Here is a 20,047-nt window from a genome sequence, read left to right as displayed (position 1 = left end):
GGAGATGAGGGACAACTCCTAACTCCCCCAACTTACTGTGGTGTTGATTCTTCTGTCAATAAATCTGGTAAATCTTCAGCCGCAGCAGTGTTAGAATCTGATAGATCAACAAAACCATCGATAGCATCTTTGATAAAACCAGCCACAGGGACTGCAATTAGTAAACCCAGCAACCCGCCGATATAGGTTCCTACCAGCAAAGCAATTATCACCCAGATTGGTCTAATTCCGGTAAATTTGCCCAACAGACGCGGTGCGATCGCCTGGTCAATTAATTGATCAATCACAATAGCCGCTGCTAATATTTTCACTGCTAGCCAAAAGTTGTGTAAGGCGATAATTAAAGTGATGACCATCAGACCAACAACATCACCAAAGGGAATTAAGCTCAACAACCCAATTCCTAAACCAAAGAGTAACCCAAATTGCACTTGGAAACACAAAAACATCACTGTTTGTGCAACTCCCATCAGCAAAGCCAAACTTACCTGACCAATCAAGTAATTTTGGAAATTAAGCTGAAGAGACTTACTTATCTGCTGACCAAAACTCCAGGGGATTATTTTAGATATCGTCTCCCAAAGTTTCTCACCGTCAAATAACAGGTAAAAAGTCAGGACTATTGTAATTAAAGCTTCCGAAATACTATCAATTGTGTCTATAATTATGCTAAATAGTCTATCTGATAAATGCTCTAATTCATCAGGTAAGCGGTTGATTATTTGCGTTAATATCTGACCGAAATTAATTGTTATTTTTTGGCTGAACACCACATCATTCAAGCTTTGAATTTTTTCTTCACTAGAATCAATCCATTGAGGAAGCAGTTTCACCATTTCATTAAACTGGTCTAAAACAATAGGTAGCAACGTGATACCTAAAGCCAGTAAAATTATAAAGGTTAATATAAAAACTAATCCCGCTGCATAGTTTCGCCTAATTCCCCTTTGCTGGAGAACCGAAACGGGATAGTTTAAAATAAATGCCAGTAAAATTGCCAAGACCAGAATAGTCACTAATGGTTGAAAATATTGAAAAAAGCGAAACACTAGCCAACCATTGAGAAAAACTAAAGGAAACAGCAATGTCCAAATTAGCCATTTAAGTAATCGAGTGAGTGAAATATTCATCAGCCATGCGATAATTAAGTTTAACTCCCAACTCCCAACTCCCAACTCCCAACTCCCAACTCCCAACTCCCAACTCCCAACTCATTACTCCTAACTCATTACTCATTACTCCTAACTCATTACTCCTAACTCATTACTCATTACTCCTAACTCATTACTCCTAACTCATTACTCATTACTCCTAACTCATTACTCATTACTCCTAACTCATTACTCCTAACTCATTACTCATTACTCATTACTCATTACTCATTACTCATTACTCATTACTCATTACTCATCACTCATTACTCCTAACTTTCTATAGTCCTGCAAACCATTCGTAACCCTGATCTTCCCAGTAACCCTTAAAAAGGGATAAGTTACTCAGCAGTGTAATTCGAGTTACCCATTTACTTTGCTTGTAACCAAGTTTAATTGGTGAAGCTAAACGCAAAGGCGCACCGTTATCAACTGGCAAAGGTTGACCATTTTTCTGATAAGCTAATAAAGTTTGAGGATGTAAAGCCGAAGCTATATCCCAACTTTCATAATAGCCATCAGCAGAATTAAAGAAAGCATACTGGACATTAGCTTTAGGTTGAGCCAGCGCAACAATTTCCCGTAGAGGTACACCACCCCATTGTACAATTGCAGCCCACCCTTCCACACAAACATGGCGAATAATCATAGAAGTTAAAGGTAAAGCTTGAATTTCTGCCATGCTGAGATTCAAAGGATTGTTTACCTCTCCATCAACAATTAAACGATACTTGTCTACGTCAATCAGTGGCGTATCTCTAAAGGTATTAACTATCAAAGCTTCTGGTTGAATTTCCCTCTGTGAAAATTCTGGTACAGGCTTTTGTGGGTTAAAGATTAACGCTTCAACCTTCTGATTCAATGGTTCGGAAAGTTTACCCACTAAATCTTCAAAAGTTGGTGTACCGCAGCCACTAAGCAAAAAACTTATACCAGAAAATCCAGATATTTGTAAAAAATGACGGCGTGTTAATTGACGAGGATTGTTATTTGTCATTTGTCATTTGTCATTTGTTATTTGTCATTTGTCATTTGTCATTTGTTATTTGTCATTTTTCATTACTCATTACTCATTACTCATTACTCATTACTCATTACTCATTGGTCATTACTCATTACTCATTACTCATTACTCATTACTCATTACTCATTACTCATTACTCATTACTCATTACTCATTACTCATTACTCATTACTCATTACTCATTACTCATTACTCATTGGTCATTACTCATTACTCATTACTCATTACTCATTACTCATTACTCATTACTCATTACTCATTACTCATTGGTCATTACTCATTACTCATTACTCATTACTCATTACTCATTACTCATTACTCATTACTCATTACTCATTACTCATTACTCATTACTCATTACTCATTACTCATTACTCATTACTCATTACTCATTACTCATTACTCATTACTCATTACTCATTACTCATTGGTCATTACTCATTACTCATTACTCATTACTCATTGGTCATTACTCATTACTCATTACTCATTACTCATTACTCATTTGTCATTTGTCATTTGTCATTTGTCATTTGTCATTTATCAAAATAATTTTCTTCAGATTTTATTTTACCAAAACATTGATTCTGTTAGCTCAATACCTCCGGCTTTACGCCCTAACAAAGAGTGAATTACCACAAATATAATCACCAGTGGCACCGAAGAGAAGTGGACTATTCTTAATGCTTGCCAACTACCAAATAAATCCACAATCCAGGGGAATTGAGCAGGTTTATACATGCCTATTCCTGTAAATAAAGCCAGGATTAAAATCGGAAATATTGCTGTATAAACAAGGCGATGCCAAGCATAAATTAGACGTTGGGGATTATGACTTTTTTGTAATGCATTAATATCATTAACACCCAAAAACCGATGTCGCCAGCGTCGGGTAATTAAAATATAAATCCCATACCACAACAGATTCAGCGAAAATAACCACATTGCCAAAAAATGCCAGTGTCTACCTCCTGCGAGCCAACCTCCTAGGGTAAATATCGGCGGAATGTGAAAACCTGCACGTCCACCAAAAACCGGGTTGGCGTTATAAATTTGTAGTCCGCTGGTGAGCATGATAAACAAGCTAATGATATTACCTGAGTGGAAAATCTTGGCTCCTATTGCTTGGGTTGGTAATTTTCGAGGTTTAGAGGAAATGGTTGAAGTCATAGTCGCCCTGATTATGCGATTTAATAGTACATTAGCTGATGTAATTCATAATTTCAAAGCCATTATGAATTAGTTAATTATTCTCTAAAAGCTAGCCATGTTTCTGCTATTTGCATAGCGTTTTACTCTTGTATTCATCTCAATAATAAACTCCGTTCCTTGACCTATTTTTGAGTTACACTTGAGTTTGCCTTTATGTTTTTCAACAATAATTTTATGACTAATTGATAGTCCTATTCCTTTGGCTTTATCTACTGTTTTGGTAGTAAAAAATGGCTCAAATATATGTCTTTTAACATGGGGAAGCATACCTTTTCCATTGTCGGAGATATGAATTATTATTTTGCAATTCTCGTTCAAGCCTTTACCAATATTTATGATTTCATCACTACTGACTAATGATAAATGATTACGGACAATTTTTGTAAAAATCCGAATTTTAGGAATGAAGGATTCATCATATTGCATTCTTTCTTCTAGGGCATCAATGGCATTATTTAAGATATTCATAAATACGTGATTTAGCTCACCAGGATAACACTCGACTAAGGGTAATTCCCCGAAGTCTTTAATTACTTCAATCCCAAATCTATTAGGCTGTGGTTTTAGACGATGTTGTAAAATTACCAGTACACTATTAATTCCTTGATGGAGGTTAGCTTTTTTCATTTTACCTTCATCCAAGCTCGAAAAATTCTGCAAGGCGAAAACGATTTCTTTGAGGCGATCAGATCCAGATCGCATCGACCACATTAATTTTAGCAAGTCTGTCTTGAGAAAACCGAGGTCGAGTTTTTGCAGATGTGAGGCTATGACGGCGGTCGGTGTGGGATAGTAGTATTGGTAAAGTTCAATTACCTTGATTAAGTCTTCAGCGTATTGACTAGCGGGCTGGAGATTGGCATATATAAAGTTGATGGGGTTGTTAATTTCTTTAGCCATATCTGCCACTATTTGACCGACATTAGCCATTTTCTCATTCTGCAATAATTGCTTTTGGGTAGATTGGAGCGCTTCTAAGGTAATATTTAATTGTTGTGATGTTTGCTGTGCTTGGATTTCGTCCAACTGGCGTTGCTCCCTTTGTTGTTGGACTTGTTGGGAGAGTTGGGATTGTTGAATGGCGATCGCAATTTCTAGACTTATTTGTTCTAGAGACTCTATTTCCCATCTCTCCCACTGACGCGAATGACGACAGTCATGGACAATCAACAGTCCCCACAATTGATTTTCTGTGTTCAACAGAATCGGAACTGCTAAATTGGCTGTGATCTGTAAGGGATTCGGGATTGGGGAAAAGAGATTTTTACTTGTCGTTATGAGGGTTTCTCGTGGACGTGTATTTTCAATATCCAAATCTGTCAAGGGTTTCAATGGTTTTCCCACTGAGTCAAAAGCTATCTGGCCACCGCTTGGGTGAAAGCGATAAATTATGATCCAGTCAGTTTGCAATAACTGCTGCACTTGTGGTAATACAAATTGCAGCAATGCTTCTAGTTGATCACAAGAGTGCATCCGTTTTCGCAGGAGGTTAAACAGATGCTCTCGTTTTTGATACCGCACTAAAACTTCTTGTAAGGTTACTGATGAGTCTTGGTAACTCTCTAAGTCTTCTGGGGCTTTAGGTAGCCACTCTTGATCTGGGGAAGTTTGGAAGCCTTGTACTGAAAGTTGAACTTCCATCTGGAGGGTAGCGGGTTCTTCGTTATACATAGCTGCTGGTACGATGAGGAAGATATCCTATAGCTCTCTCTCTACGCTGTCTTAGCACCATAAAGATCAAGGTATATAAAATGCTGATATGTTAACAAATTGTTAAATTGGTTAACAGAACTGTCATCAAACCAAACCTAATATCAGTTACTATTCTTGATCCTGAATTCAAGATAGAAAAGATAACCATAAAAATGTAACTTTTGTTGTACTATTCAATGTCATCTTCTAAAAAAACTAGCTACATTATGCTCATCTACCCTTTAAAAATATTTAAATTGCAGTATCTAATACTACTTATGCATTGCATTTATATCCGTAAATTTTTGGTTTAAAAAATAATACAATCAAGTTGTGTGGAATGTTTCATGCTTTTTGGTAATTGTCAAGATTCGTTTGTAGCTTTTTTGAAAAAAGACCTGCTGTTATCCCCAAAACAGAGGCTACATTGATATCTCTCGTCATTACTTAAACTCTGAGCAAGAAAAATTATTTGGGGAAATTTTACATATAAATATAAGTAGAGCCGATAACTAATGACTATAGATGAAGTGGTAATACTACTAAAAGCAAGCCAGTCCAACGGTTTAACGACGCTTCAAGAGACCGTGTTGCGCTCGTCTTGGGAAGGAAAAACTTATACCAGTATAGCTTTGTCAGCTCACTATGGTGAAGAGCGTGTCAGGAAAGTTGCTTCTCATTTATGGCAATTGTTAAGCGATTTTTGGGGAGAATCTATCAATAAATCCAACTTCCGCTCAAGTCTGGAATCTCGGTGTTTGACGAAAGTGCATCAACAATTAATTAAGGAATTTAACCGCACGGCTACTGCTGTATCCCTAGAATTTCCTACAGGACCGGTATCCCTTAACTCTAGATTTTACATTTCCCGCCCGCCCATTGAGGAACAAGCTTACAGAGAAATAGCTGAACCAGGAAGTGTGATCTGCATTAGAGCTAGCAAGAAGATGGGTAAAACCTCCTTGATTCTGAGGATTCTGGCACATGCTACCAATCAAGGCTTTCGCACTGTGAGTTTAGACTTTCAGCAAGCAGATAATGCGGTATTTGTCAATCTCGATAGATTTTTGCGTTGGTTCTGTGCTAACATCAGTCGGGAGTTAGAACTTGAGCCAAAACTCAATGATTATTGGGATGAGGAGATGGGTAGCAAAATCAGCTGCTCTATCTATTTTCAAAGACATTTGCTATCTCGCCTGCAAAGTCCTTTGGTTCTGGTGTTAAACGAAGTAGATTGGGTGTTTTCATATCCAGAAATTGCAGGGGACTTTCTCCCATTGCTACGATCTTGGTACGAACAAGCCAAACGGATAGAGGTTTGGCAAAAACTCCGCCTGGTCTTGGTTTACTCTACAGAAATTTTTGTCCCCTTAAAACTGACTCAATCCCCATTTAATATTGGCTTACCGATTAAGTTACCAAACTTTACAAAACAGCAAGTGCAGGAATTAGCACAAAAACACGGACTCGATTGGACAGATGATAAAAATGCTAATCGGTTGATGGCTATGGTGGGGGGACATCCTTATTTAGTCAGACTAGCTTTGTATAACCTTGTGGGTAAGGGGGGTTTAGAAGGGAATTTACAACAGCTGTTGCAACAAGCACCCACAGACGCGGGAATTTATCATGAGTATTTAAGACAGTATATATTAGCCTTGCAAGAACAGCCAGAACTAGGCGCCGCTTTCTATGAAGTGGTAAATGCTACAGGAGATGTGAAATTAGAGCGCGTAACAGGATATAAATTACAGAGTATGGGGCTGATTAACCTAGTAGGCGATCGCGCTACTCCAGCCTGTGAGTTATATCGTCTGTATTTTCGCCAGCAACTCAACAGCAGTGAGGATTTGAGCGATGATGATGATCTGGTTGAACAATTGGCAAAAGAAAATCAACAGCTGCGAGTCATTTCTAACTTAGATGAACTAACTCACTTAGCTAATCGCCGCTATTTTGACAACTACCTGGAAATTGAATGGCGAACAGCAGCCCAAGAACGTACCGCTTTATCATTGATTTTATGTGACATTGACTATTTCAAAATCTACAATAAAACCTATGGCAATAATTTAGGAGATAATTGTTTACAACAAATAGCTCAAGCTATTGATAATTGCGTCAAACATCCGCTGAATAATAGCAGTCTTTTATATCTCAGTAGTAGTCTTGATTACCCCACTTTTGGTACTTTAGAAAATTCCCGAACCATAAATACTCACCATGAACAGAGTTTAGTTTTAGTGGCTCGTTACGGTGGTGAAGAATTTGCCATTCTCACTCACACAGATGCTAATACTGCTGTATATATTGCCGAACAAATTCGACAACAAGTCAAAGCCTTAGCCATTAAATGTGAGTATCCGGGGATCGGCGGACTACCGGCGGCTGTTTTAACTGTGAGTTTAGGCGTTGTTAGTATGATTCCTGAAGGAGAAACCGAGCCTGCTACTCTAGTAAATGCTGCCGAGCGAGCGCTCAATCAAGCAAAAAGACAAGGGCGCGATCGCGTTGTCCTCGGCTAATATCAATCCACCCATCTGAGGGGGAGATGGGGGGGACAAATGACCAATGAAAACAGTCAACTGACAACTGTCAATTGTCGTTGTGCCGCTAAGGCGATCGCTTGTGGTAAAATCCGGTGTTCCTGAATTTGAATCCGCGCATGGAGTGTTTCTGCTGTGTCATCTGACAAAATAGGCACCGCTGCTTGAATTAATATCGGTCCACTGTCCACTTCTAAACAAGCTAGATGCGCTGTACAGCCAGTAATTTTCACTCCGGCGGCTAAAGCTTGTTCTATGGCGTGAATTCCCTTGAAACTGGGCAACAAACTAGGATGGATATTAATAATTTTGTCAGCAAAAGCATCAATTAATACTCCTGTTAACAGTCGCATCCAACCTGCCATAATCACCCATTCTACATCGTACTGCTGCAACTTCTGGACAATTTGCTCATCAAACTTTTCGCGGCTTTTGTAGTCACGGTGATTTAACAAAACATCTGCTACACCGCGATTAGCCGCCCTTACTGCCGCTTTAGCACCAGGGTTATTGTAAATCAAAACTTGAATTTGGGCGTTTAATTGCCCATTTTCAATAGCTTGGGCAACTGCTTCAAAATTACTCCCATTTCCCGAAGCCATAATTCCCAATTTCAAGGGAGTATTTTGTCTAAATTGGTTGCTAGAGATATTGGGAGAAATTAAACTAGTTGCAGCATTGATTGTGAAATCATTACTCATAATCAAGGTTTACTATTAGGGTCAACAAGTTTAACATTCTCAGGTAATTTGCGGGAGTCTGAATTTCTTTTGAATAGCGTCGCTGCTGCAGAAAACGTTTTAGGTCTGGATTTTCCTGGATCGGTATTTTCTATTTGCAGTCGTAGTTTACCATCAGGGGTAATTTCAAAAATTGTCAGCACTTTTTCTTTTACATTGGGGAGCGTTATATCTATCTGCATGGGTTGTTGTGTCGCGTCGATGCTGTAGTTCAATTCCACAGCCAGACGCTTTTCAGATTCAGATGGGGGCGAAAGGATAAATAATTTGCCTTCTGGTGCGAAAATGAAGGTGAGTGTGTCCTGGGATGAAGGGTTGGTAGTTTGCCATTCCCCTAACAATTGTTCGGCAATAGGCTTTTGGGTCTGCGCTGGAGGAGATGGATTTGGTATTGGTGCTGGTGTCGGTTCAGCCAGCACAGTTGTATTGACTGTCATCAATAATGCTATAAATACGCTAGTAGAGGTAATTATTTTGCTAGCGATTGGGAATTTACCACAGTACGGGAAGATTTTAGGCATTTGCTTGAGAGCCACTATATTTACAGGATCTTAGCAGTACCTATGCATATAATCACACGTTGCCGATATTAAATAGCCAAGATTGCCATGAAAACATCCCGCTTTTCTCGTATGCATGTGCTTGATAATGATACAGTAGCCGCCTGGATTTTCCTGGCACCAGCACTGATTTTGCTGAGTGTCTTTATGGTTTGGCCGATTGCTTATTTATTTTATCTCAGTTTCACATCTGGTAGTTTCACCTCAAAAGGAACTTATCTAGTCGGCTTAAAAAATTATTGGCGCTTGTTATTAAATCCAGATTTTTGGCAAGTTATTGTTAACACTATTTATTTTACCCTTGCTACCGTCGTTCCCAGCTTAGTTATCCCCTTGGGACTGGCAGTACTATTAAATCTCTCCCTTGCTTGGCGGGGAATTCTGCGAAGCGCCTATTTTCTCCCTTCGATTATTTCTCTGGTAGCAGCTGGTTTAGGATTTCGCTGGCTATTTCAAACCACTGGGCCTGTGAACGGACTTTTAAATTTTTTTGGTATTCCACCCATTTCCTGGCTAGGAGATACATTTTGGGCAATGCCAGTCATAATTTTATTGAGTATTTGGAAACAATTAGGTTTCAATATGGTGGTATTTTTAGCAGGGTTGCAAGCAATTCCCTCCAGTCGTTATGAAGCAGCAGAACTCGATGGAGCAAATGCTTGGCAACAATTTTGGCATATTACCCTACCTGGACTGCGACCTACTATCATATTTGTAATTGTTACCACTGCCATTTTTACATTGCGGGGTTTTGAGCCAGTTTATGTGATGACTGGTGGTGGTCCATTAAATTCTACCAATTTGCTGGTTTATTATATTTATCAAGAGGCTTTTGGTCAATTTGATTTTGGCTATGCAGCCGCAGCCGCGACCGTGTTGTTAGCAGTAACTCTAATACTAGTATATTTGCAGTTAAGAACCTGGGGGGAAGAACGTTAGTGTATCTTGTACCGGGAAGGGAAGCGGGTTTGTGGAGAGGAATGGAAGCGAAGTTTTCCAGATACCGTGAAAAGTCAGCACTTTCGGGAACCCTAGTAATAGGTGTACATGGATATCAATTAAATCAGTTATCAGTTATCAGTCCTGACGGCGTATGGTGGGGGATTTAGACCCGCCACCAACGCCTTCCACCTTCTTTGTGTGGTGTTTCGCCAGGGATTTAACTGATAACTGTTTACTGATAACTGTTCACTGTTAATGCTCGTTCTTCCCTGTGGAACCCTGATACAGTAGGCAATTCGGCGGGGGGTATTCAGGTGGTGGGAAGGGATATCCGCTTAGACCAATCGCAAATTGCCACAGCAGTATCAGCCAAGCAACAGGGTGGAAATATTAATATTACCGCAGGGCGATCGCTCTGGTTGGGTGGGTTAAATGCCAATGCTCAAGCTCCCAGCGCTTGGATTGTAAATATGGTAACACGGGGTACAACGGGAAACGGCGGTACAGTGACTGTGCAAGCACCCCAACTCACCTTACAAGATGGAGCCGCCATCCAAACCCTGAGTCTAGGGTCAGGAGCGGCGGGTGCCGTGCAAGTGACGGCGGATACCATTAAAGCTAGCGGTAATGTTGCTCTCAGTTCTCCCTTTGCGCCCACAGGTAGTAGCAGTAGCCGCATTATCAGTGAAAACTATGCATCGGGAGCGGGGGGAGATTTGGGCGTGGTGGCTCGACAAATCAACCTTGACGGGGGTGGTCAAATTGGTACATTTGTCTTCCCTGGAGCCACTGGACATGGGGGAAATATCACTTTAAATGTGGCAGATACACTGTCAGCAACGGGGATTAGTCCTACTACTCTCAACCCTAGCGGGATTGGCGCCTTCACTTTTGGTATTGGTAATGGGGGGAATATCAACATTTCCACAGGGACGTTGAACTTAATAGGCGGTGGGTTGGTCAACGCATTTGTCACGCGCCTAGCTGGGGTACCGAATACTGGTAAGGGCAATGCGGGAGATGTTACCATCACTGCAGATAAATCCATCAGCGTAGTAGGCACTAACCCTTACGCACCCACCCTCAGCAGTTTTCTGGGGAGCATCACAACTGGTTCAGGAAATGCAGGTAATGTTTCTATCACTACGCCGAATCTTTCAGTGCAAGCCGGCGGTGCCTTGAATTCTAGCACGGTACCGATATTAGGAACTGTTTTTGGCGATCGCCAACAGTCGAATAATTTGGGAAATGGCGGCAATCTGACGCTGAATGTTGCGGATAAAATCGAAGTTATGGGCGTGAATCAATTCACACGTCTTGCTAGTGGTTTGGGAACAGTCACATTTAGTAATGGCTATGCGGGGAATACGGTAATTAAAACGAATCAATTGGTCGTCAAAGATGGCGGGGCAATTATTGCTGTCACCGTAGCTACAGGCAATGCTGGAGAATTGGATATTCAGGCAAATGATATCCTGGTATCAGGTGAGAATGGTCGCCGTTCAATTATTGGTGCCAACGCAGCTAAGATGTCCTTTCTACAAGCAACCGAGCCAATCGGTTTTAAAGATAGTCCGAACTAGGGAAGTATTCGGAAGTTTGTACCAAGCTGAGTCTCAAAGGGCTATTCACTTCTTACGTTGGAATAATTGGCTATTCAAATCCCCGTTCTTTGAGGACGGGGTTAGTGAACCTTCTCAAAAGTCAACTGTCAAGTGTCAAAAGTCTGAGTTTTTTGGACTCTTGGCTTTCGACTCTTGACCAAGCCAATTTTATTTATTTTAGGGTACATTATTTAACAATACAATAGTAATTGTCCTCTGGAAAAAATTTAATTATGACTCAAAATGAAAATAATCCTTCGTCCAATAGCGAGCAATATTCTTCACATTCCGGTACACGATACTGGGGTAACGTGGAGGTTGTAGAAGAAGGGGAAAGCTATAGAATTAGTCGGATCGAAATCAAACCTAAGCACAGCATTAAACCACAAATCCATTATCACCGTAATGAACATTGGGTTGTGGTTGCTGGTGTAGCCAAGGTGACTTGTGGAGAACAGGAAATATTACTAAATCGCAACGAGTCTACCTATGTTCCCGCTGCTACTTTGCATAAAGTAGAAAATCCCGGATTGATTCCGCTGGTAATTTTAGAAATTCAAAATGGCGAGTATTTGGGTGAAGATGATACAGAGCGTCCTTATGACCTCAATGTGGTCAAGCCGATTTAAGTGCTGAGTGAATCAATTTTGGATTTTGGATACTTCGACTTCGCTCAGTACAAGTTTTGGATTTTAGATTGACCCCATGCACGCCACTTGCTTTAAGCCGGGAAACCCGTCCACCGCAGTGGCTTATGAATGCAGGGGCTTCCCTACGGGACGCTGCGCGAACAATTAAAATTTTTTGATACTTCTCTACGAGAGGCTACGCCAACGACTTCCCTGCGGGACGCTGCGCGAACGCTCAGTACAAGTTTTGGATTTTAGATTTATTAAGCGAATAAATTCGGGGGCTTGGGACCAGTTTAGATTTTAAATTTTGAATCTTCAATTCCAAAATTTAAAATCTAAAATCTAAAATTCGGTGAGGTATGAGGTATGCGGTGTGTCCGATCCAAAAAAGCTAACAAATGCTAACAGATGATTTGGCGTCGGAGCATAAGTGATTAATTGGTAGTAATTGTTAGCTTTTCTGTTACTGTTGATTAACCCCCATGCCCCATTCCCCATTCCCCATTCCCCTTACGTCTGATCAAAACCAGCCTTCTTGTTCTAGGGTTTCAATTAACTGTAGTCCACGGGGGTCGCCTACGCCTAATAGTGATGCCTTGGCATCTTCCCGCACTCCTAAATCTTGGTCTTCAGCAAAAGCTTGAATTAAAGCATCAATTGCTGTGGCATAAACCACGTTAGAAGGTAATTCCCGGCAAAGTTGTCCAATCGCCCAGGCGCAGTTACTCCGCACCGCTGCTACGGGGTCTTGGACTAAGGCTTCAATTAATGGTGGTATTGCCCCGATAACTGCTTCATAACCGACTTCTGCCATTTGCACTAAGGCACTAGCAGCCCACAAACGCACGGCGGAAATATCGGTTTTTAAGGCGTCGGCTAGGGGTGCTAAAGAACGGCGATCGCGACAGTTTCCTAAAGCCCAGACCACACCTTTACGCACGTAGCCATTCCAGTCCCGGTTGAGTTGGATAATTAACGGATCTACTGCAAGGGGGCTGGGATTGCGTCCTATACCATAGGCTGCACTCACCCGCACTAAAGGGCAACTATCAGTTAACAGGTGAATCAAATAGGGTATAGCGCGGGCATCTTCAATGTCACAAAAAGCACGCGCAGCTAGCATCCGTTGCTGGGGTTGCTGATTTTCTAACAGGGCTAGCATTACGTCTGGATCGGGTTTTGCCACTTCTGTTACAGCAGTTAGCGGCTCTATGTGATCTAGGGGGCTGTCTAGCTCTACCTCGATATCGAGTAGGCTAAGGTCATCTTCGTCATACATAATTTTATTTCAATCCCAATTGGGATTAACACATAACCGCTTTGCGGAATTCAAAATTTTGCATTTTTAAGTTTCTTTCTGGAGTGATTTTACCATCCATAGGGATTGGGTTTGATACCCAAGTTGGTGATAAAGATGCAAGGCGGTTTGGTTGGATTGAAATACTTGTAAGCCAATTTGGCGATCGCCTCTTTGTGTTGCCCAATTTTCTACATATCGCATCAAAGCTGTACCAATTCCCCGGCGTCGGTGTTCTGGGACAACATAAAGCAGAAAAATGTGAGGATGGCGAATCCCCCCTACTTGGTCGATAGCATTTCCCACCCAGAGACAGGCGATAGGGGGATAGCTTGTCCCCTCTTCTTCCTGGACCCACCACAAGGGCGTATCCTTGGAGAAGTATTGCTCAACTGTTCCCGCTAGGTGGGAAAAGTCCTGCTGTGGAAAACTATCTTGGTAGCTTCGCTGCATGTACTTAACTAGCAAAGCCCGATCCAAAGTGGAGCCTAGGTAGATATTATACCCCGGTAATAAGGAATTCAAAATTCAACAATAGTAGTGAGTAATGAGTAGTGAGTAGTGAGTAGTGAGTAATGAGTAATGAGTAATGAGTAATGAGTAATGAGTAATGAGTAGTGAGTAGTGAGTAGTGAGTAATGAGTAATGAGTAGTGAGTAATGAGTAGTGAGTAATGAGTAGTGAGTAATGAGTAATGAGTAATGAGTAGTGAGTAATGAGTAATGAGTAATGAGTAATGAGTAATGAGTAGTGAGTAATGAGTAGTGAGTAATGAGTAGTGAGTAATGAGTAGTGAGTAATGAGTAGTGAGTAATGAGTAGTGAGTAATGAGTTGGGATAATCCCCAATCCCCAATCCCCAATCCCCAATCCCCAATCCCCAATCCCCAATCCCCAATCCCCAATCCCCCTATCCCTTCATCTCAATGGGTGCAGGTGCGGCCATGTCCGAGGGTAAAAAGATGCGGGCGCTGACTGCTACTAGGGCAAAGATAAATACCAGCACTACAAGTAAAGGGGCAATGTATTGACGAAATATAGCCATATGTTTATTCCTAGGAGCTAGAAACTTGGTTGAGTAACTAGTTTGCTTGATTTATTTTAGCTTAAACCGCAAGAAGACTCTCACCTCCCTTCGGGTAGGTGATGAGATGAATGGCGGGGCGGCGACGAGTTGACCCCCGACCTTTATCAACCGTCAGGTTGATCAGGGAGTGGGGTCGGGGAGGAGTCGCCATTTTTAACTTTGAGCGAGTCTATAAAGTCTTCAACTACATGAGTCATAGTTTTATCGTTTTGACTTGCATATAACCGTAGCTTATTTAATCTACGTTCTGATATTCTTAAATTTAATGCTTTATTTTTCATAATTGCCTACACATTGTCTTGACGTTTATGTTATCCTATGTGTAGGTCGAAAACAAAGGAAAAAATGAAGACATCATACCAGTACAAAATCAAGCCAACTAAAGAGCAATCAGCGAAAATAGATAAAACATTAGAAATGCTGCGTTGTCAGTATAATTATTTGTTGGCTCAAAGGTTTGACTGGTATGAAATGAATCGCTGCCCTATTGATAGATGTCCATTAATTTGTCACATACCAGAATTAAAAGAACAACCATTATACTACAAGCAAAAAGCGTCTTTGGTTCAACTGAAAGTTGATAGACCTTGGTACAAAGAAATTCACTCTCAAGTGTTACAGGAAGTTCCTAAAAGAGTTGAATTAGCTTTTGACAGATGGTTAAAGGGTGACGTTAATGGCAAAAAGTCTGGTAGACCTAGATTCAAGGGTAAAGGTCAATATAAGACTTTTACTTACGCACAATTTAAGCAACGTAATTTTGTTAACAACAAAATTACGTTGTCAAAGATAGGGGACGTGAAAGTTATTGTTCATCGACCTATCCCAGATGGCTTGAAAATCAAAACCGCTTCTGTAACTAAAAAAGCTGATGGTTATTATGTGTCCCTCAGCTTGGAAGATAGTACAGTTCCTACAATTAAACCTGACTTTAACCCAGAATCTATAACTGGTATTGACATGGGATTAAAAGAGTTTTTGACGACTGCTGATGGTGAAACAGTAGCTATTCCTCAACACTATCGCAAAGCGCAAAAACGTTTGAGAGTTATCCAAAAGCGTGTTTCCCGACGTAAAAAAGGTAGTAATCGTAGACAAAAAGCTGTTAAAAAATTGGGTAGACAGCATAAAAAAGTTGCTGACAAGCGCAAAGACTTCCATTTTAAAACTGCTAACAACTTACTGAAAAAATATGACGTAATTGCACATGAAGATTTAAACATCAAAGGAATTTCAAGGTCTAGACTTTCTAAATCTGTACATGATGCTGGTTGGGGCAACTTTTTATCAATACTAACAAACAAAGCCATTCGCGTAGCGTGCCGAAGGCATAAATGCTGGTTTGTTGGTAATACCTGTTAATCCCAAGAACACATCCCAAGATTGCTCTAATTGTGGCGCAAAAGTACCTAAAAAGCTACACGAAAGATGGCACAACTGCCCACATTGCGGATGCAGTCTTGACCGTGACCATAATGCTGCAATCAATATAAAAAATAGGGCGGTAGGGCATTCCGTTCTTAAAGCCAAGAGCCTCCTAAGCGATAGCCGGATTGTCTTGGAAGCCTACACTGTATGCGTTGCATCAGTGTAGGAGATGTCACCGGCGATCGCGTTCTAAATCATCCAGCACTCTCTCAAAATACCAATTCTCTGTCATCCCCGGATAATTCTGCTTTGCTTGGTCAATTAGGCGTTCAGCTGTGGCTGTATCACCGTCTAACCTCACAATCAGTCGCTGTTTTATATCACTATCAGATATATGTTCTTCTGGTATATATTCTTCTAGCTGATTTTCTGGCTGGCTGAATCTTCGGTTATTGAATGACTGGGATTGTTCTCTTCGCAGTTGCCAAAATAAAACGTAATAAAGTGTACCAAAAATTAAAATTAGGCTGAGTGTCCCGAAAAAAGTTAGGAGGTTAAATCCCAAAGATCCCAGAACTAACTGTGAGAGAACATAGCCCAGTAACAGGCCAGTCAGCACCAGAATAAATGTACCAACAAAAATAACTACTTGGTTCCCCATACATCCTCTTCCTCGTCTTCAATTCCTGGTCGGGGTACATCCACTAGTTGAGGAGTCCACGGGGCGAAAAATGGCAATAGCAGTAGACCTGGCACAGCGGCGATAATACTAATGATGAAAAATAATGGCCAACCTGTACGTTTTGCTAAAAAGCCAGCTGGGACGACTAGAATTATGCTACTAACAGCCATGAAGCTGGAGAGCAAAGCATACTGGGTAGCAGAAAAACGCTGGTTACACATACTCATCAAAAAGGCGACAAAGGCGGCTGTTCCTAACCCAGCACAAAAGTTTTCCACGTTGATTGTCAGCACTAGCACCTGGTAGTTTTTACCAACTTGGGCAAGTAAGAAGTAAGCTAAGTTACTCAGAGCTTGCAGGGCACCGAACAACCAAAGTGATCGATTCAGACCAATTTTACTCAAAACTGCACCACCTGCAAGGGTGCCAACAATAGTCGCAATTAATCCCATACCCCCTTGTATGGCACCAATATCGGTTTGGGTGAACCCTGTTTGCAGCAAAAAGGGTGTGGACATATTGTTAACAAAAGCATCGCCCAATTTATAAAGGACGATGAACAGCAGCATTAACACAGCTTGGAGTATACCGTGGCGCCCTAAAAATTCCCCAAAGGGCAAAATTACTGCATCGGCTAAAGATTCTGGTGGAGTAATTTCCTTGGGTTCTGGTGCGAATAATGTACCAATAATCCCAATTGCCATACCAACTGCCATCAACAGGTAAACTGATGACCAAGGTATGGTATCAGCAAGTATTAATGCTAAAGAACCAGTAAACAACAGGGCGACGCGATAACCTAAGACGAAAACTGCTGCACCTGCGCCCCTTTCTAATTCTCCCAGAACATCGGTGCGGTAGGCATCAGCGACAATATCTTGGGTGGCGCTAAAAAAGGCGATCGCCACGGCGTTGATGGCTAAAAGCTGTAACCCTTGTTTGGGTTGTTGGAAACCCATAAAGGCGATCGCTACTAATAACCCAATTTGCAGTGTAATTAACCAACCCCGCCGTCGTCCTAAAAATGGCAGTGTAAACCAGTCTAATAAAGGCGACCACAGAAATTTTAACGAGTAGGGTAAACCTACAAGGCTCAACAACCCAATGGCGGTTAAATCCACCTCTTCTACGGTCATCCAAGCTTGTAAGGTCTTACTAGTTAAGAATAAGGGCAAACCGGACGAGAAACCAAGAAATAATAAAGCAGCCATTTTCCGGCTACCAAACACTCCCAGCAGCGATCGCAATGGATTCATACGTTGAACATTCCTACTCACCTGAGCGAATTGCAGTTGTTAGTGACCGCTGGCGCGAAATACTATATCATAGTCCTGATACTTGACTACTGTTCAGTATTAACTGATTTAATTTCATGTCCCCTGATTTCTACCCCGTAGGTGGCGAGGCATTTTTCCCAGCCTTCACGGGTGCCAATCTCACTTTTTTGTTTCAGCAACCCTAATTTCTCTTCTTGCTGAGTGAGTTTAGCAAATTCTTCGTAGAGTGGGTAGTTAGATGTGACAAAAGTTTCTTTACGGTGCAGAATCGGCGGATTTGCCCGTTTGTGGTAGTCTCGGTGAGTAATTTTCAAAGTATTAAAGTCAATTATGATACTGGCTTTTAACGCCGGATGGGCGTCTGTGTCGAAATCTGGATAAAATAGGTAGCAGATTTGCGGTTTGTCAGTGCAAAATTTAATCAAGGTAGCGCCATCTACACGGCCAATGGTGCGGCTAGCACAGCCTTCGTAAATTCGCAGTAAGGGGTCTAATTCTGTCAGTGCAGAAACATGAATGTAAAGGGCGCCACGGGTATGTTTACCAATTTTGCTTTTTTCGCAAGCAGTTTGTACTACCCTGGGATTACCTAAGCTAAATAGCTTTTGGTCGGCGACTTCACATGCTTCGGTGTAAGTACCAAAAAAGGCTTTGATATCGTGGCGGATGTCTGGGGCAAGTTTATACCATGCTGGACGTTGATCAAAGTGGGTGAGGGCGAGATAAACTTGGATGTCTAGGGAACGACGATAGGCGATCGCATCCCATTCGGCTTCGTCGGTAGCTTGTAATATTACCGCAAAGGCGCGGCGGAAGTTGCCAAATTCTCTCAGTAATTCTTGTTCATTGTCTAATTCACCTTTCACAGGCAGTCTGCCACGATTGGTAAAAAATTCCATCAGTGGTAGTAGCTGTTGTTGGTAGTCTTCAAACCGTTTGGTGGGGATGCAGACTCTCGGTGTCAAGGAGCGAGAAAAGAAGCGAATGGCTTTGTAACTTTCTTTTTCCCCATCATCTCGGAAGACAAAGTAGACGCCTAAAGCTACAGGGACTGCATCCACATTTAGGGCTTCATCAATGTATCTTTTGAGTTCCTCTTGTTCGTAATATTTCTGAAAAGTATTGCGCTGGGTAACAATACCATCACTGTAGGCTAATTGGGTTTTACTGGGTGCGTTAATTAGGACTTGGGCGGACACAATTAACACTTTGCGCGTCAGTTCCCAGGCTTTAATCAGGCTTTCGCGGCGTTCCTCTGGGTCTTCGATCACGTTGAGGACGTAACCCAAATTGACTACATCGGCGGCGATAATTGGGGACTGGGGGTGGTAGTAAGGGTCCCAACCCGCACTGGTGTAGCCTAAGTTGGCTACTCGATCCACGTCACCGCCATATCCACAACCGTAGTCGAAAAAGGTGGTATCCTGGTGGAGGATTTCCCATTCTATGGCTAATTTTACTGGGCGGGATAGGTCATGGCGAGCGATCGCAGCTCGATGGCGCTCGATTTCTAGGTAGCTCTCCGACATAATAGGCGTCATGGCTATATCAACCACATTTTTTTATCTCACGCAAAGGCGCATTCGCATAGCGTTCTCGAAGAGTAGGCGCAAAGGTGGAAAGAAAAAGAAAGGTATTTGTGCTGTTTGATATTTTGATTCAGAAACGCCTATATTCACGTCTTTTTCACTGCCAATTCGATTAAATCTTCAATTTTCTTGATATTTGGATCGCCGGCTAAGTAACCAATCCCCCGATGCAAATGTAGGCGAAATTGGGTAACGAGGGTTTCTTTGTCAAGGGAGTAACCGTCATTATGACAGCGTTGTTTGAGGGCGAGAAGCAGGATATCACACATTTCGCCGCCAAAGACACGCCATGTGATTTCTACGTTGCTATCTTGGGGTATTGGTACGGGTGAAGGTGGTGTTGGTTCTGCTAGGGAACGACAAAACGCCCAACGACAAAGAATGTTCCATTGGTCAATTCTTGTGCTGCGTCTGAGTTTTAGTAGTTGGTCTTTGGCTGTTTGCGACAGTTTAATTCTTTCAATTGGTGATTCCATCGGTTGGGGATTGGGTATTGGGGATTGGGGATTGGGTATTGGGGATTGGGTATTGGGGATTGGATAATCACCAATGACAAATGACAAAGAGTAATGAGTAATGAGTAATGAGTAATGAGTAATGAGTAATGAGTAATGAGTAATGAGTAATGAGTAATGAGTAATGAGT

Annotated in this window: 19 protein-coding genes and 1 pseudogene; 6 read left to right on the top strand and 14 right to left on the bottom strand. The window is 41.6% G+C overall.

Going from position 1 to position 20,047, the window contains the following annotated elements:
* Positions 1-32 precede the first annotated feature (32 nt).
* Both HEQ19_15065 and HEQ19_15060 read right to left on the bottom strand, forming a co-directional pair.
* The gene (locus tag HEQ19_15065) at positions 33-1,130 is read right to left on the bottom strand and encodes an AI-2E family transporter (protein ID WYM00640.1); all 1,098 of its coding nucleotides are present in this window, start codon (positions 1,128-1,130) and stop codon (positions 33-35) included.
* A gap of 301 nt (positions 1,131-1,431) precedes the next feature.
* Complete coding sequence (locus tag HEQ19_15060) at positions 1,432-2,148, bottom strand: molybdopterin-dependent oxidoreductase (GenBank protein ID WYM00639.1); 717 nt, start codon at positions 2,146-2,148, stop codon at positions 1,432-1,434.
* Between HEQ19_15060 and HEQ19_15055 the strand changes: the two genes are divergently transcribed.
* On the top strand, positions 2,125-2,727 hold the full coding sequence (locus HEQ19_15055) for a hypothetical protein (GenBank protein WYM00638.1): 603 nt from the start codon (positions 2,125-2,127) through the stop codon (positions 2,725-2,727). The genes HEQ19_15060 and HEQ19_15055 overlap by 24 nt on opposite strands.
* Before the next feature lie 18 nt (positions 2,728-2,745).
* Here HEQ19_15055 and HEQ19_15050 read toward each other — a convergent pair whose 3' ends face one another.
* Both HEQ19_15050 and HEQ19_15045 read right to left on the bottom strand, forming a co-directional pair.
* Positions 2,746-3,345, bottom strand: a complete 600-nt coding sequence (locus HEQ19_15050; GenBank protein ID WYM00637.1) for a cytochrome b/b6 domain-containing protein — start codon at positions 3,343-3,345, stop codon at positions 2,746-2,748.
* Positions 3,346-3,429: 84 nt separating this feature from the next.
* Positions 3,430-5,058 (bottom strand): ATP-binding protein, encoded by a 1,629-nt coding sequence (locus tag HEQ19_15045; GenBank protein WYM00636.1) that lies wholly within the window; start codon positions 5,056-5,058, stop codon positions 3,430-3,432.
* Positions 5,059-5,594: 536 nt separating this feature from the next.
* Here HEQ19_15045 and HEQ19_15040 point away from each other — a divergent pair.
* Positions 5,595-7,604, top strand: coding sequence for an AAA-like domain-containing protein (locus HEQ19_15040; protein WYM00635.1), 2,010 nt, complete (start codon positions 5,595-5,597; stop codon positions 7,602-7,604).
* A 56-nt stretch (positions 7,605-7,660) separates the two neighbouring features.
* On the opposite strand, the gene purN is transcribed toward HEQ19_15040, so the two are convergent.
* Both purN and HEQ19_15030 read right to left on the bottom strand, forming a co-directional pair.
* Positions 7,661-8,326 (bottom strand): phosphoribosylglycinamide formyltransferase, encoded by a 666-nt coding sequence (gene purN, locus HEQ19_15035; GenBank protein WYM00634.1) that lies wholly within the window; start codon positions 8,324-8,326, stop codon positions 7,661-7,663.
* 2 nt (positions 8,327-8,328) lie between these two features.
* Positions 8,329-8,802: a hypothetical protein gene (locus HEQ19_15030; GenBank protein WYM00633.2), complete on the bottom strand. Its 474-nt coding sequence runs from the start codon at positions 8,800-8,802 to the stop codon at positions 8,329-8,331.
* Between the two features lie 171 nt (positions 8,803-8,973).
* On the opposite strand from HEQ19_15030, the gene HEQ19_15025 reads away from it, so the two are divergent.
* The 3 genes from HEQ19_15025 (at position 8,974) to HEQ19_15015 (ending at position 12,100) form a co-directional block, all read left to right on the top strand.
* Positions 8,974-9,864, top strand: a complete 891-nt coding sequence (locus tag HEQ19_15025; GenBank protein ID WYM03424.2) for a sugar ABC transporter permease — start codon at positions 8,974-8,976, stop codon at positions 9,862-9,864.
* Between the two features lie 317 nt (positions 9,865-10,181).
* On the top strand, positions 10,182-11,450 hold the full coding sequence (locus tag HEQ19_15020) for a hypothetical protein (GenBank protein WYM00632.1): 1,269 nt from the start codon (positions 10,182-10,184) through the stop codon (positions 11,448-11,450).
* Positions 11,451-11,704: 254 nt separating this feature from the next.
* Positions 11,705-12,100 carry a phosphomannose isomerase type II C-terminal cupin domain gene (locus HEQ19_15015; protein ID WYM00631.1) on the top strand — a complete coding sequence of 132 codons (396 nt, stop codon included), beginning with the start codon at positions 11,705-11,707 and terminating at the stop codon, positions 12,098-12,100.
* Positions 12,101-12,623: 523 nt separating this feature from the next.
* Here HEQ19_15015 and HEQ19_15010 read toward each other — a convergent pair.
* The 4 genes from HEQ19_15010 to HEQ19_31030 form a co-directional block, all read right to left on the bottom strand.
* The gene (locus tag HEQ19_15010; protein ID WYM00630.1) at positions 12,624-13,382 is read right to left on the bottom strand and encodes a HEAT repeat domain-containing protein; all 759 of its coding nucleotides are present in this window, start codon (positions 13,380-13,382) and stop codon (positions 12,624-12,626) included.
* 66 nt (positions 13,383-13,448) lie between these two features.
* Positions 13,449-13,928 (bottom strand): GNAT family N-acetyltransferase, encoded by a 480-nt coding sequence (locus tag HEQ19_15005; protein WYM03423.1) that lies wholly within the window; start codon positions 13,926-13,928, stop codon positions 13,449-13,451.
* Positions 13,922-14,290: a hypothetical protein gene (locus tag HEQ19_15000; protein ID WYM00629.1), complete on the bottom strand. Its 369-nt coding sequence runs from the start codon at positions 14,288-14,290 to the stop codon at positions 13,922-13,924. The genes HEQ19_15005 and HEQ19_15000 overlap by 7 nt, the downstream gene beginning before the upstream one ends.
* Positions 14,291-14,309: 19 nt before the next feature.
* Positions 14,310-14,444 (bottom strand): hypothetical protein, encoded by a 135-nt coding sequence (locus HEQ19_31030; protein WZI67219.1) that lies wholly within the window; start codon positions 14,442-14,444, stop codon positions 14,310-14,312.
* Between the two features lie 387 nt (positions 14,445-14,831).
* Here HEQ19_31030 and HEQ19_14995 point away from each other — a divergent pair.
* A pseudogene (locus tag HEQ19_14995) lies at positions 14,832-16,080 on the top strand (transposase).
* Between the two features lie 6 nt (positions 16,081-16,086).
* On the opposite strand, the gene HEQ19_14990 reads toward HEQ19_14995, so the two are convergent.
* From HEQ19_14990 to dndE, 4 genes are all read right to left on the bottom strand, one after another.
* On the bottom strand, positions 16,087-16,515 hold the full coding sequence (locus HEQ19_14990; GenBank protein ID WYM00628.1) for an ABC transporter permease: 429 nt from the start codon (positions 16,513-16,515) through the stop codon (positions 16,087-16,089).
* Positions 16,500-17,792 (bottom strand): AmpG family muropeptide MFS transporter, encoded by a 1,293-nt coding sequence (locus HEQ19_14985; GenBank protein WYM03422.1) that lies wholly within the window; start codon positions 17,790-17,792, stop codon positions 16,500-16,502. The genes HEQ19_14990 and HEQ19_14985 overlap by 16 nt, the downstream gene beginning before the upstream one ends.
* Before the next feature lie 86 nt (positions 17,793-17,878).
* Complete coding sequence (locus HEQ19_14980) at positions 17,879-19,342, bottom strand: DNA phosphorothioation-associated putative methyltransferase (GenBank protein WYM00627.1); 1,464 nt, start codon at positions 19,340-19,342, stop codon at positions 17,879-17,881.
* Between the two features lie 146 nt (positions 19,343-19,488).
* Entirely contained in the window at positions 19,489-19,878 is a 390-nt protein-coding gene (gene dndE / locus HEQ19_14975; GenBank protein ID WYM03421.1) for a DNA sulfur modification protein DndE, read from the bottom strand.
* Between the last annotated feature and the right edge of the window lie 169 nt (positions 19,879-20,047).

Origin of the sequence: Gloeotrichia echinulata CP02 (assembly GCA_038087035.1) — a bacterium.
GTDB classification, from domain to species: Bacteria; Cyanobacteriota; Cyanobacteriia; order Cyanobacteriales; family Nostocaceae; genus Gloeotrichia; species Gloeotrichia echinulata.
The sequence above is the reverse complement of the archived record's forward strand: the minus strand, read 5'-3'. Positions and strand labels throughout refer to the sequence as shown.